Origin of the sequence: Solwaraspora sp. WMMA2059 (genome assembly GCF_027497315.1) — a bacterium.
Classification (GTDB): domain Bacteria; phylum Actinomycetota; class Actinomycetes; order Mycobacteriales; family Micromonosporaceae; genus Micromonospora_E.
The window spans coordinates 3,483,325-3,496,791 of sequence record NZ_CP114908.1 but is presented as its reverse complement, the minus strand read 5'-3'; the positions used below and the strand labels follow the sequence as shown (position 1 = coordinate 3,496,791).

Sequence of the window (13,467 nt, the reverse complement as noted above, 5' to 3'; positions counted from 1 at the left end):
GCGCGGTGAGCGACGGGTTCGACGAGTACGCCGCCCTGGCCCGGCACCTGCACGACCTGCACCGCACAGGCCAGGCCGGTGCGGCGCAGCATCAGACGCGGCGGCAGTGGCTCACCGGCTACGCCGACCAGCTCGGTCAGCGGCTGCACGCCCAGTGGCAGCGGCTGGCGGCGATCGCCCAGGCCGCCGGCGAGCCGGCACCGCCCGCGCCGCCGCCGATCACGGCGAACCCGGCCGCCGGCAGCGCGTCGGGCCAGCAACAGTCCGGCGGGTACGGCGCCTCGCCGGCCGGCGTCCCGTGGCCACCGCCCCCACCGCCCCCACCGGGCCGGGCGATGCCGGGTCAGGCGATGCCGGGGCCGGCCGGGCTGCCACCGCCGCGCCGGCCCGAGCTGGCCACCAGCGAACAGCCGGTGCCGATGTCCGCCGGGGCTTTCGGGCCGTCCGCGCAGGCCGGGCAGGTGCAGCCGTACGGCGTCGGAGCGGGCGCGGCCGGCCCGGTCTCGGCCGTGCCGGTCTCCGGTGACCCGGCGGCCGTCGGCGGTTTCCCGCCGGACGCGGAGCAGGAGCTGGAGGCGGCCCGCCGCCAGCTCGACGAGGCCGACGCCGCCGCCGCCGAGGCGGAGCAGGCCGCCGGCCGCCCGCCGCTGCTGCCCGGCTTTTCACCGCTGGCCCGGGCGGTCACCGTCTACCTGGGGTTCGCCGCCGTCGTCGCCGCGCTGCAGTTCGCCATCTTCCTGAACCCGTTCGCGGCCCGCGTCGACGTCAGCACCAAGTTCATCTGGTCCTGCACCGGGTTCCCGGCGATGGGGTTCTTCTCCGCGTACTTCGTGATCAGCAAGTGGGGGCGGTCCCGGCTGGAGACCGACGGCGGCCCCCGGTTCCCGAAGCTGGGGTTTTTGATCAGCTTCGCCGGCGCTGCCGCCTCGATCCTCCTGCTGCTGGTCTTCCTCCAACTCGACGAGTTCTGAGTACGGCACTGCCGTTGTCCGGCCACAGTGTCTTCCCACTCGGGGCAAAGGTGTGCGTATAGTCTATTATCAGCAAGCATCGATACGTGTCTGTTTTGAGGCTATGGAAGACTGCCGTGCCCAAGGCGGCCGTGCCCAACGACCGGCAGGGTGTTCGTCCCGACGTCGAACAGGGGAGACAACGTGGCCGATCCGAAGGTCCTGGAAGCGCAGCAGTGGGTCAACGCGACGTACGGCGGGGTGCCCGGCTACGTACGCTGTCCCGAAGACGGCCGGACCGGCTGGTCGACGATGTATTCGCTGGTCATGGGTCTACAGCACGAGCTCGGGATCAGCCCGGTGGTGGCCAGCTTCGGTCCTACCACGACGTCCAGGTTCCAGGCGCTCGGTCCGATCGGCGCGGGCTGGGACCGCAACCGCAACATCGTCGCCATCCTGCAGCACGGCCTGTTCTGCAAAGGTTACTGGGGGGTCGAACCGGCAAGCTACGGCTGGTACACCGGCGTCACCGTCGCCGCGGTCAAGAGTCTGCGGTCCAACATGGGGATTCCCGACGGCGACGGTACGGTCGACGCGACCATCGCCAAGTGCATCCTCAACATGGACGCCTACGTCGTGGTGGCGGGCGGCACCGACAAGATCCGGGACATCCAGCGCTGGTTGAACGGACGCTACTGGCAGCGGCCCGCCTACCTCATCGGCCCCTGTGACGGCATCTACTCCCGCGACGTGCAACGGGCTCTGCTGATCGCCATCCAGTACGAGCTCGGCTTGGACGCGAACGGCAACTTCGGGCCCGGCACCCAGGCCGGCCTACGCGCGAACCAGGTCCGGCAGGGCGACTCCGGCATCTTCGTCGAGCTGTTCTCCGCTGCCTGTGTGTTCAACGAGCCGATTGGCGACTACCGGACGAACCGGCGCACGACCTACGACGCGGCCCTCGCCGACTTCGTCCGGGCCTTCCAACGCTTTTCTCAGCTGACCGAGAACGGTGCCGGTGACTACCAGACCTGGTGCCAGCTGCTGGTGTCGATGGGGGATCCGGACCGGCCAGCGACCGGCTCCGACACCCGTTACGAGATCACCGCGTCCCGCGCCAGCTGGTTGTGGAACAACGGCTACCGGATCGTCGGTCGATACCTGTACGACCCGCCCGGGTCGACCCTGGACAAGGAGATCAAGCCCGGCGAACTGCAGACGATGTTCGCCGCCGGGCTGCGGGTCTTTCCCATCTACCAGGACGATGGGCGGCGGTTGTCCGACTTCAGCTACGGCATCGGCTACCAGCACGCCCTCAACGCCCACAGTCTGGCCGTCGGCTACGGTTTCAACAAGGGTACCGTCATCTACTTCGCCGTGGACTACGACGCCACACAGGCTGAGATCGACTCGGCGATCGTCCCGTACTTCCACGGAGTGGTCGCCGGCCTGGCCAGCCGTGGTAAGCGCTACATTCACGGCGTGTACGGATCCCGGAACGTCTGCTGGAACGTCACCAACCGCACTTTCGCCCGGTACTCGTTCGTCTCCGGCATGTCGTGGGGATTCTCCGGCAACCTCGGGTTCACGCTGCCACCGAACTGGTCGTTCAACCAGATCAAGGAGTTCGTCGTCGTCAACGGCAGCGACTCCTTCGACCTGGACCGCAACGTGTGGCGACACGGATCCGACCCTGGAACCAGCTCGGTCAACGACTCCGCCGGGCCTGCCGACACGTTCATCGACTACATCGAGCAGCTGTACGCTCTCGCCGTCTCCTATGGCGGCGACAGGTCACCCTCCCAGTTGGTGATGGAGTACGTCCGCCACGCCGAGTACGGCAGCCGGGACCCGCTCAACCAGTTGGGCTGGTGGTACCTCATCGGTGGCTACGACGAGGGATTCGTCAGCTACGCCAACGCGCGGGGAATGTCCGTCATGAAGTGGTTCACCGACCCGTTCACGGGCTACGATCTGGGCGCCGAGCACATGATGGCGACCGCGAACGGGCACCTGGTGACGCCGCAGGAGAGTAACCAGAAGGCCGCAAACGGCGGCGACGTCGCCGGGTGGGGCGGGGACCTCATGACGTTCTACGCGGACTGGCGCAACTCCGAGGAGCAGTACGCGTCGGGCCGGGCATTCTGCGAGGCCCGACTGGCCATCCCTGGCGTCGAGTCGTCCTTCGGGTTCAACGATCTGATCGAGGACGCAGATGGTTACCTCATCGCTCGCGCGGTCAGGTCCGGCCGGACCATCGTCCAGGCCGTCCGGGACCACTACAACGGCGGTGGTGGTCTGCGCCGGTTCAACAACTTCTTCGCGCAGCGCTGGACCACGGTGGAGAACTGCCGGTTCGCCGCACACAACGCGTTGACCGCGACCGACACCACGCTCGGCATCGCGCGTACGCAGCTCATCGCGACGGCGGGTGCCATGCTGCCGACCGTGCTGATGAATCTGCCCGGCGGTGGCGACAAGCTCGACGGCTTCCTGCAGGGCTTCGCCGACACGATGTTGACCAGGATCGGCACGGAGTCGCGGATGGAGTCCAACTACCGGGCAAATCACGAGAAGTACCTGACGCGGGCGTCGCAGCAGCTGGAAGAGCGCCGATGACGTTCGAATCAGCTGCGGCACTGCTTCCGTGCCTTCCGCTCCTCGCGATCCCCGCGTTCAGCGTCTGGCGGCTGATCCGAGGGCTGCGCGCGGGCACCTGGAAGCGGCCGGCCTGGTTCGGCCACGCTGCCTGGGCATCCTTCTTCCTGACGGTGCTCGTGTGGCTTCGTGGTTTCGTCTCGGGCGGGCTCAACAGCGAAGACACCTGCAGGTTCGTCCACCACCAGCCGTTCGACGCCGCCTACTGGGAAGCGCATCGGGACGACCGGTTCCGCGTCTTTCCGCTCAGCAACAAATGCAACGCAGCCTACGATCTGGTCCCGGTCTGGGTGAATCCGACGATCGTGGTGCTCTCCGTGCTCTTTGTGATCAGTATGGTCGGCCTTTGTTGGGTGATCGCACCCCGGCTGAAGCGGATATCGGAAAAGGAACGGAGGCACTGATGGGTAACTCCTTGTCGCGCCGTCAGCTACTCGGCGCTGCGGCGGTGACCGGAGCAGCCGTGGCCGCCGCCGGTGCCGCCCAGGCCGCGCCGACGACACCCGGGACCTGGGAGCGCGACCGCTCGGTGAACGGCTGGCCCGTGCTCAGGTCAGCCGGCTGGCACGACATCGAGGGCAGCGGCCATGTGGTCGCGCTCGCCGACGGACCCGCGGCGGTGATCCTGACGTACGTCGCCCGTCGCTTCCACTATGAGATCGACCAGCTCCGGGCCGGCGACGTCCACGGGCACAGCACGCGGACCAGCCTGAGGGCGGCCTACGAGTCGAACTACCTGTCCGGGTCGGCGTTGGCGATCCGACCGCTGGCGTACCCGGTGGGAGTCCGGGGCGGTCTGTACCCCCGGGAAATCGTCGTGGTCCGGGACATCCTCGCCGAGTTGGCTGGCGTGGTGGCCTGGGGTGGTGACTTCGATCTACCCAAGGAGTCGCACTTCGAGATCGCCTACCGTCCGCAGGACCAACGGGTGACCTGGGCCGCCAGGAGGATCAACGGTTGGGCGGCGAGTCCGGGCGGTCAGGGTCCCGGGGCGATCGATGCCTTCGACCCGGCCCGGCGAGCCAGGGCCAGGTCCTTCGCCGGTTCATAGGACCGGGACCATGCCCGAGCCCGAGCCTGCCTTCCGATGGAGCCAGGGTGAGTGTCTGCCGGCCTCGGGCTACCCGGTCGCCCCGCCCGTCAGCTGAGCGGATCGCCGTGGTCCGACCGGCCGACGGTGCCGTTCGGTAACGCCGTTGAAAACAACGGCCGGGACCATGGGTGGATGGCCGACGAGCCGGTGCGACTGGAGATCCGGACGCTGGGCGGGTGCCTGTTCGACTCGCCGCTGGCCCGACTGCTGCTCGGGCGCAACACCAGCTGGCACTACGTCGACGAGTCCGACCGGGTGCTGCTCGACGACACCGTCGGGATGCTCACCGGCCGGGGTCTGCCCATCGACGAGCTGCCGAGCCTGGAGCCGGGCGGACCGCGACAGAAGATCTTCTTCGAGCCAGCGCGAACCCGGGTCGGGATCGTCACCTGCGGTGGGCTCTGCCCCGGCCTGAACAATGTGATCCGGGCTCTGGTGCTGGAGTTGACCACCGGCTACGGGGTGCGGCAGATCGTCGGTTTCCGTAATGGCTATCAGGGGCTGGTCGCCCGGTACGGCCACGACCCCGTCCCGCTGACCCCGGCGGTCGTCGACCGGATCGACGAGTACGGCGGCACGATCCTCGGTACGTCGCGGGGCAACCAGGATCCGGAGGAGATCGCCGACACCCTCGACGAGCTCGGCATCGACATCCTGTTCGTGATCGGTGGCGACGGTTCGATGCGGGGCGCGTCGCGGATCACCGAGGTGCTCGCCCGGCGGGGCCGGCCGGTCGCCGTCGTCGGGGTGCCGAAGACGATCGACAACGACATCCCGTACATCGATCAGAGCTTTGGGTTTCAGACGGCGGTCGCGCGCGCCACCGAGGTGATCCGGGCAGCCCATGTGGAGGCCACCGCGTTTCCCGGCGGGATCGGGCTCGTACAGCTGATGGGCCGGCACTCGGGTTTCATCGCCTGCTACGCGGCCCTGGCCACCCACGACGCCGATTTCGTCCTGGTGCCTGAGGTGCCGTTCGCCCTGGACGGCCCGGGTGGTTTCCTGACGCACCTGCGTCGGCGGGTCGCCGACCGGGGGCACGCGACGGTCGTCGCCGCCGAGGGCGCCGGCCAGGAGCATCTGGCCGGCGAACCTGTCGGCCACGACGCCTCCGGCAATCTGCGGCTGCACGATTTCGGCCGGTACCTGCGGCAGCGGATCGTCGAGGACTTCGCCGGGGCCGGGCGCGAGGCGAGTGTGAAGTACATCGACCCGAGTTACACGATCCGTGGCGTGCCGGCGAACCCGTACGACAGTGTCTACTGTATTCGGTTGGCGCATGCGGCGGTGCACGCGGCGATGGCCGGTCGGACCGACCTGGTGGTGGGTCGGTGGCGGGGCAGGTTCGTGCACGTGCCGATGCCGTTGACGGTGAGCACCCGCAACCAGGTCGACCCGCACGGCGACCTGTGGCTGTCGGTCCTGGAGGCCACCGGTCAGCCGCCGCTGATTGCCTGATCGAGCGGCGGGAAGCCCGTGCCGGCGCACGCCGGGCCCCGGTGATTCGTCACTGATCTGTCATCGCTGTGATCACACTATGTGCGCATTGTCGTCGATTCTGGTTACGTACATGCGGGCAACGACGCACGTCAGGTGCGCCAGGGCGTTGAGTGGTTGGGGAAACATGCCTACCGGTCAGGTGCAGCATGACCAGTTCGGAGACCTGCTCAGAACCCTCCGCCTGGAGCGGAGGCTGACCCAGGAGGAGCTTGCCGAGGCGGCGGGTTCCAGCGTCCGCAGCATCCGGGAAATGGAGCGCGGCCGGGTGCGCAGCCCGCAACGACGGACGGTGGTGCTGCTCGCCGATGCCCTGCGGCTGGCCGGGGCGGACCGCGACCGCTTCGTCGCCCTGGCCCGGGCCGAGCGGCAGCCGCGCGAGGGCGGCACGGTGCCGCACGACGGCCCGGCGGTGGTCGTACCCGGGGAACTGCCGTCCGCCGTCCCGGACCTGGCCGGCCGGGCGGAGATCCTGCAACGGCTGTCGACGCTGGCCGCCGAGGTCGCCGCCGGCCGGCCGGACACATCCTCGGTGGTGGTGCTGCACGGGCCGCCAGGGATCGGCAAGACCAGCCTCGCGGTCGCGGCCGGACATCGACTCAGCTGGGCGTTTGCCGGCGGACAGCTCTTCGTCGACCTGCAGGGCGCCTCGCCGGACGGACCGCTCGACCCGGCCGAGGCGCTGGCCGGGCTGCTGCGGTCGCTCGGGGTGCCGGACAGCAGGGTGCCGGTGTCGCCGGCCGAGCGGGGCGGCCTGTTCCGCACCCTGACCCGGGACCGGCCGCTGCTGGTGGTCCTGGACAACGCCGCGAACGAGGCACAGGTACGTGCGCTGCTGCCGGCCGGGCGGGGATGCCTGGCGCTGGTGACCTGCCGGCGTCCGCTGGCCGGCCTGGCCGGCGCGGTCCGCCAGCCGCTCGACCTGCTCGCTCCGGCGGCCGGTCGAGCGCTGCTCGCGGCGATCGTCGGTGCCGACCGGATCGCTGCCGAGCCGGCCGCCGCCGACCAACTCGTCACACTCTGCGGACAGCTGCCGCTGGCCGTGCGGATCGCCGGCAACCGGCTAGCCAGCCGGCCACAATGGTCGGTCGCGTGGCTGGTGGACCTGCTCCGCGACGAACGTCGAAGGCTGACCGTCCTGACCGCCGGGGACCTGGGCGTGCGGTCGGCGTTCGAGGTCTCGTACCGGCAACTGGACCCGGTGATCGCGCGAGTGTTCCGGCGGGCCTCACTGATCCCCGGCACCGATTTCGCACCCGCGCTGGTCGCCGTCGTGGCCGGCATCGACGAGGAGACCGCGTCGACGGCCCTGGAGGAGCTGGTCGAGGCGGGTCTCCTCCTGACCCTCGGCGACCGGTACCAGTTCCACGACCTGGTCCGGCTCTACGCCAAGGAACGCCTCGACGCCGAGGAACCGCAGACCCGCCGGACGGCGGCGCACGAACGGATGATCGGCTGGCTGCTGCTGCGTACCCGGCAGGCCGGGGTGATGTTCGAACCGGACGCCGGTCGGGCCGATTCCCCGTTCGACGACGATCGGGCGGCGGCGTACTGGCTGGACCGGGAGTCCGGCAACTGGCTGGCGGCGCTGCGCGACGCGGCCCGATGTGGTCGACACGCCGATGTGGTCGCGGTCGCCAGGGCGTTGCACTGGTACTCCGACGCCAACAGTCACCGGCACCCCTGGGAAGAGGTCTTCTCGCTGGCGGTCGCCGCGGCCCGGGCCGTCGGCAGCTGTCGCGACGAAGCCGTACTGCTGAACTTCCTGGGTTGGGCCCAGTACTTCTGCCAGGACCGTAACCTCGACGGGCTGGCCACTCTGGACCGGGCGCTGGACCTGGCCCGGCGGATCGGGGACCGCCGGGAGCAGGCGTGGGCACTGACCTACACCGCCGCGGTCCTGGTCCGCACCGGCCGCGCCGAGTCGGCAGTCGACCACAGCCGCCGGGCGGTCGGGCTGTTCCGCGAGATCGGGTACGCCCTCGGCGAGCAGAGCGCGGCGAGTGCGCAGGCGGGGTCGCTGGCCGCGCTCGGCCGGTTCGCCGAAGCGGCCGAGTTGCACCGCGAGGTGCTGGCGTTCCACGGCCGGGGCACCGGGCTCAGCCGGACCGGCGCGGCGGTGGCCCGGGCCGGCGCGATGATGAGTCTCGGGGCGGATCTGGCCGGGATGGGCCGGCTGCGGGAGGCCGCCGACGAGTACGCCCGCGCCCGGCGGGTGTTCAACCGGTGCGGCGCGACGTTCAGCGAGGCCAGCGCCGTCCACCGGTACGGGCTCGTGCTCGCGGCGTTGGGTGAGGCAGACGCGGCGGCCGAGGCGCTGCGCGCGGCGCTGGCCCTCTACGCGGCACTGTCCTGCCCGTGGTGGGAGGCACAGACGCTGGACGCGCTCGCGGCGCTGGCCGACGCGGCCTCGGACCGGGCCGCCGCCCGCCTGCTGCGCGAGCGGGCGCTCGACCGCTGTGGCGAACTGGACGCCCCGCAGGTGCGGGCCCTGCGCGCCACGCTGCGACTCGAACTGGCCGAGCCCTGATCTGCGGACGCGCACCGGGCCCCGCCGGTGATGCGGCAGGGCCCGGCGCCAGTGGGCAGGGTCAGTTGCAGGTAGTGCCGTTGAGAGTGAAGGGTGTCGGGGTGGCGGGGGAACCGTCAGCGGTGTAGCCGAAGTTGACGGCACCGCCGGTCGGGATGGCGGCGTTGTGGCTCTCGTTGGTGACGGTCACCGCCGATCCGGTCTGCTGGAAGACGCCGTTCCAGTGACCCTGCAGGAGCTGCCCGCCGGGGAATGTCCAGCCCACCGACCAGCCGTTGACGGCCGGGCCGTCGTTGTAGACGGTGACGCTGGCGGTGTATCCGGTGCCCCACGAGTCGGTGACGACGAAGGAGACCCGGCAGCTGCTGGCGATCGCCGTCGCCGGCACCAGGTTGCCGTAGTCGTCGCGGGCGGTGGCGAAGTCCTGGAACCCGAAGCCCGGTCCGGCCGACCGGGTGGTGGTGCCGGCGGCGAGCACGGTGCCGTCGGGGTTGACGAAGTAGACCGGGCCGCCGCTGTCGCCGCCCCGGGCGGAGTCGTGGCCGTCGAGCTGGGTGGCCTCGACGAGGTCCTCGATGTCGGTGTAGTGGTAGTCGACCCGCAGGTTGCAGATGGGTCCGCCGAGCACTCCCGCCGAGGTGTACCCGGACTGGCACAGCAGCTGACCGGGGAAGACCTCGGTCCAGCCGACCACTTCGGCGCGGACCTCGTCGTGCTGACCGCCGACGTAGATGTGGTCGCCGGGTGCCGACGTCGAGATGATCATCGTGTCGTGGTCGTCGTTGCTGTCGACCGCGTAGCCGATCAGCGTGCCGGTGCCGGTGGTGGTGTCCCAGCCGGTGTGCCAGACCGAGCCGATCGACCCGCAGTGCTCGGCGGTCAGGATGTAGCCGGCGGTGGTGTCCGCGTCACGTACGCCGAAGCCGGCGGTGCACCAGGGCCCGGCGGGCCCGATGCCGGCCCCGCCGTCGAACGGTGCGTCGTCGTCGGTCCGCGACCGTTCGACCATCTGGTCGCGTTCGACGAAGGTGGTACGGACACCGGTCTCCGGCAGGGTCGGCAGCTCGGTGCTCGAGCTGTAGTCGACGCCGATCTCGATGCCGGTGCCATCGGTACGCAGCCGGACCGAGTGGCTGGCGTCGGTCGGGTCGGCCTCCACCACCGGGGCGATCCGGGCGGCTGCCGTACGCAGTTCGGCGCGGGAGTAGGTGGCGTCGGCCACCTCGACCGGCGCGGTGCGGCGGGCGGCGGCGACGGCCGCGGCGATGTCGGCGGGCGGCTCTCCCTTCCACCACAGGGTGACCTGGTCGTCGACCAGGCCGATGCCGGCGTAGCCACGGCCCGGCGCACGGTCGACCGCGGTGCGGATCACGTTGGCCGCGTCGACCAGCGGAGCCTGGGCGACCATCCGGTCCAGGGTCGGTGCCGGGATGAGGTCGAGGATGGACTCGGTGGTCCCGGCCGGCTCCGGCTGGTGGGCCTCGGCGCTGGCGGAGGTGGGACCGGTGAGCGCGGTCGTGCCGACCATCGCTGCGACGACCACCGCAAGGGTGATCACTGTTCGAACTGATGCCATGACGCTCAGTCAAGCAACGTCTGATGTGGGGAGACAGGCAGGACGCCCGGCAGGAGTCATCCTGCCGGGCGTCCTGCCGGTAGTTACGTACCGGCACATGGCCGGGCCGAGGTCGGCTCACCACCACTGGCGTACGGTCACGGTCGCGGCTCCGCCGTTGTCACTGAGGTTGTTGTCGTTGATCGTGACCTGGAACCTGCCGCCTACCTGCCCGGCTGTTTCGTAGAGCAGGCACGGCGAGGTCGACGGGGTGCCGGTGTCCCGGGTGCCGACGATCGGGAACCAGCTGCCGGCCTCGTACCATCCGCGTCCGCTGACGAAGGTCGCGCCGGCCGTCACCGAGCCGATGAGCGAGTAGGGAGGCTCACCGGGCGCCGGGTAGCCGGGTACGGCGTGCTGCCAGGAGTACCCGTGCACCGGCTTGACGTTGCCCCAGAAGTCGGTCCTGATCTCCCCGGTCGCGTCGACGCGCAGGGCGTCGCCGTCCTCCAGGCCATGCTCCGCCAACCAGGGGTTCACCAGGTTGCCGGCGGCGGACCAGGGGTCGGACGTGTGGTTCGGCGTGGTCATGGGCGGCTGGCATCTCCGCAGGGTCGACGACTCCGGGGGCAGCAGGTAGCCGGTTTCGCGGCGGTACAGGCCCCAACCGGGCGCGGGCGAGCTGTAACCCGTGACCCGGTTCCACGTCGCCAGGGCGGCGTTGTCCTCGGTGGCCGGGTTCCAGTAGCTGTAGAAGGCCATCCCGCCGCCGACCGGTAGCGCGATCGGCACGTACCCCTCGATCCGGAACAGCGTGTACTCGTGGCCAGATGTCTTGCGGTCGCCGACGTTGCCGGCCCAGTTGGGGTCGGTGGTGAGGAAGTTGTCCGCTCGGTCGGGGCTCCACCAGTGGTAGAGCGGGGTGGTGCCGGCCGGCCGGGGGTTGTCGGGGTTGAAGACGTGCCCTTGGACGCCGACGCTGTGGTAGAGCGGGTCGGGCGCGCAGCCGGCGAGGCGGAAGTACTTGCAGGTCCACGCCGACTGGCTGGTGGTGAAGTAGTCGCCCCGGGCGGGGCTGAAGAAGGTGACGAGCGGGACCAGGGTGGGGCCGCCGGCGGTGGCCGGCGGTGCCGCGAGGGTCACCGCACCCGCCGTCGCGATCACTCCGGTGACGATCCCGGCGGCCAGCAGGCTCCGGATTCGGGCTAACGCAGTGGTGAACATCGATCATCCTCGTGGGGCTGAAGGTGGCGAAAGCAGGCACAGTCCAGCACCGGATCCCGGAGGTTGGCGTGAGTAGCGCGCCGCTCAAATCCGTGCGGCGGCTACTCACCCGGTGGTCGGCCGGGGACATCCGCTGCCGGCCCACCCCGTTTCTTGTACGCTTGTACATGTACGTGTGTGCGAGAACGGGAGACGGTCATGGCGTACGTGTTCCTCGCTGCCGCGATCACCGCTGAGGTGATCGGGACGAGTCTGCTCAAGTCGACCCACGGGTTCACCCGGCTGTGGCCGACGCTCACCCTGGTCGCGGCGTACGTCGCCGCGTTCGCCTGCCTCGCCCAGGCGGTGAAGACGATCCCGGTCGGTGTTGCGTACGCGCTGTGGGCCGGGCTCGGCACGGCGGCCATCGCCGCGATCGGCGCGACGTTCCTGGGTGAGTCGTTGACTCTGACGAAGGTGACCGGGATCGGGCTGGTCATCGCGGGTGTGGTGGTGCTCAACCTGGGCGGTGCCCATTGACCGCCGACCCGGGTAGCGCGGCCAGCAGCCCGGACCGCCGTCCGGCCAGCAGCCCGGCTCACGGCTCGTCCGGCGGCCCGGACCGCCGTCCGGCGCGGCCACGGGACCCGGAGGGCCGCCGCCGGGCGCTGGCCGCCGCAACCCTGGAGGTGGTCGCCGAGGTCGGCATCGGGCGGACCACGCACCGGGCGGTCGCCGCCCGCGCCGGTGTCCCGCTCGGGGCGACGACCTACTACTTTCCGACTCTGGCCGATCTGATCGTGGCCGGGCTGCGGCAGGCGCAGACGGACGTCGAGGCCGAGTTGCACCGCTGGGCCGATCAGCTCGGCGACGGCACCGAGCTGCCGGCCCGGCTCACCGGGCTGATCGGGGAGTACCTGGCCGACCGGGGTCGGGCGCTGACCGAGCTGGAGCTCTACCTGGCCGCAGCCCGCAGCCCCGAGCTGCGGCCACTGGCCCGTGCCTGGCGGGACCGTCTCTGCGAGATCCTGACGCCGCTGACCGGCGACCGTGCGGCGTACGCGGTCGCTGTCTTTGTCGACGGTGTCCTGCTGCAACACTTCGCCATCGGTGAGCCGCTGGACACCGCCGCCGTCGAGTCGTCGATCGCCGCTCTGATCAGGTCGGATCAGCCGGCTGCTGCTCGTGGTCGTCGGGCTGCTGCTGGTCGGCCGGCTGCCCGTCGGTGGTGACGGCGGCCGGCCCGTCCGGGGTGACGGCGGCTGGCCGGTCGTCCGGCTCGGCGGTGATCATCGTGGTGGTGTCGTCGATCAGGTCGGCCAGGCCGGCCGGGCTGAGTCCTTCGTCGGTGACCAGGGCGACGACCAGCAGGGTCTGTGCGGTGATGGTTTCGGCGGTGGCGGGCAGGGTGTCGTGCTGGCCGAGGGCGGCGTACATCAGGGTTTCCGCCACGGTCGGGTCGATGGCGGTGCCGGCCGGGTCGAAGCGTTCCCGGACGCTGGCGACGAAGCGGATCACCGCAGCCGGGTCACCGGCCCGGAACCCGTCGATTACGACAGGAACCAGTTGCACCTGCTGTCCGCTCTCGCCGGGGACCGCGACCGGGAGCGGTCAGCGTCGTGCTCGCCCAGGCGCCGACCGGCGGCGCCAGGACCACGGAGCCGGCCACCGCAGACGCGTTGCACACCGTCAGGCCGACCGCCGAACTCATCCACCACCGTGGCGGCCAGTTCATGTTCCCGGTCAAGGAGAACCGCCGGACCCTGTTCGACGCCCTCAACGCGCTGCCCTGGGCCGACACCCCGCCCGACCTGGAAAGCGTCGACATCGGACACGGCCGCCGGACCCGCCGGACCATCCGTGTCCTGCCCGCCCGCCCGATCTGCCGTTCCCGCACGTCAACCAGGTCTGGCTGATCGAGCGCTACGTCACGCACACCGCCACCGGGAAACAGTCCGCCGCCGCGCAGCTCGGCATCGCC

Annotated in this window: 12 protein-coding genes; 9 read left to right on the top strand and 3 right to left on the bottom strand. The window is 70.6% G+C overall.

Annotated elements, in window-relative coordinates; genetic code table 11:
- Positions 1 to 5: 5 nt before the first annotated feature.
- From O7553_RS15915 to O7553_RS15890, 6 genes are all read left to right on the top strand, one after another.
- Positions 6 to 971, top strand: coding sequence for a hypothetical protein (locus O7553_RS15915; protein WP_281550546.1), 966 nt, complete (start codon positions 6 to 8; stop codon positions 969 to 971).
- A gap of 183 nt (positions 972 to 1,154) precedes the next feature.
- Complete coding sequence (locus O7553_RS15910; protein ID WP_281550545.1) at positions 1,155 to 3,569, top strand: glycoside hydrolase domain-containing protein; 2,415 nt, start codon at positions 1,155 to 1,157, stop codon at positions 3,567 to 3,569.
- Positions 3,566 to 4,012: a hypothetical protein gene (locus O7553_RS15905; protein WP_281550544.1), complete on the top strand. Its 447-nt coding sequence runs from the start codon at positions 3,566 to 3,568 to the stop codon at positions 4,010 to 4,012. The genes O7553_RS15910 and O7553_RS15905 overlap by 4 nt, the downstream gene beginning before the upstream one ends.
- Positions 4,012 to 4,659, top strand: a complete 648-nt coding sequence (locus tag O7553_RS15900) for a twin-arginine translocation signal domain-containing protein (protein WP_281550543.1) — start codon at positions 4,012 to 4,014, stop codon at positions 4,657 to 4,659. Before O7553_RS15905 ends, O7553_RS15900 begins: the two co-directional genes overlap by 1 nt.
- Before the next feature lie 174 nt (positions 4,660 to 4,833).
- Positions 4,834 to 6,159, top strand: coding sequence for an ATP-dependent 6-phosphofructokinase (locus O7553_RS15895; RefSeq protein WP_281550542.1), 1,326 nt, complete (start codon positions 4,834 to 4,836; stop codon positions 6,157 to 6,159).
- A gap of 166 nt (positions 6,160 to 6,325) precedes the next feature.
- The gene (locus tag O7553_RS15890; protein WP_281550541.1) at positions 6,326 to 8,728 is read left to right on the top strand and encodes a helix-turn-helix domain-containing protein; all 2,403 of its coding nucleotides are present in this window, start codon (positions 6,326 to 6,328) and stop codon (positions 8,726 to 8,728) included.
- 61 nt (positions 8,729 to 8,789) lie between these two features.
- On the opposite strand, the gene O7553_RS15885 is transcribed toward O7553_RS15890, so the two are convergent.
- A complete protein-coding gene (locus O7553_RS15885) occupies positions 8,790 to 10,304 on the bottom strand; it encodes a cellulose binding domain-containing protein (protein ID WP_281550540.1) in 1,515 nt (504 codons plus the stop codon).
- A gap of 117 nt (positions 10,305 to 10,421) precedes the next feature.
- Positions 10,422 to 11,507: a hypothetical protein gene (locus tag O7553_RS15880; RefSeq protein ID WP_281550539.1), complete on the bottom strand. Its 1,086-nt coding sequence runs from the start codon at positions 11,505 to 11,507 to the stop codon at positions 10,422 to 10,424.
- A 198-nt stretch (positions 11,508 to 11,705) separates the two neighbouring features.
- On the opposite strand from O7553_RS15880, the gene O7553_RS15875 reads away from it, so the two are divergent.
- Both O7553_RS15875 and O7553_RS15870 read left to right on the top strand, forming a co-directional pair.
- Positions 11,706 to 12,026 carry a multidrug efflux SMR transporter gene (locus tag O7553_RS15875; protein ID WP_281550538.1) on the top strand — a complete coding sequence of 107 codons (321 nt, stop codon included), beginning with the start codon at positions 11,706 to 11,708 and terminating at the stop codon, positions 12,024 to 12,026.
- Positions 12,023 to 12,718: a TetR family transcriptional regulator gene (locus O7553_RS15870; RefSeq protein ID WP_281550537.1), complete on the top strand. Its 696-nt coding sequence runs from the start codon at positions 12,023 to 12,025 to the stop codon at positions 12,716 to 12,718. Before O7553_RS15875 ends, O7553_RS15870 begins: the two co-directional genes overlap by 4 nt.
- On the opposite strand, the gene O7553_RS15865 is transcribed toward O7553_RS15870, so the two are convergent.
- On the bottom strand, positions 12,645 to 13,058 hold the full coding sequence (locus O7553_RS15865) for a hypothetical protein (RefSeq protein ID WP_281550536.1): 414 nt from the start codon (positions 13,056 to 13,058) through the stop codon (positions 12,645 to 12,647). The genes O7553_RS15870 and O7553_RS15865 overlap by 74 nt on opposite strands.
- Positions 13,059 to 13,105: 47 nt before the next feature.
- On the opposite strand from O7553_RS15865, the gene O7553_RS15860 reads away from it, so the two are divergent.
- The gene (locus O7553_RS15860; RefSeq protein ID WP_281550535.1) at positions 13,106 to 13,402 is read left to right on the top strand and encodes a hypothetical protein; all 297 of its coding nucleotides are present in this window, start codon (positions 13,106 to 13,108) and stop codon (positions 13,400 to 13,402) included.
- The last annotated feature ends 65 nt before the right edge of the window (positions 13,403 to 13,467 follow it).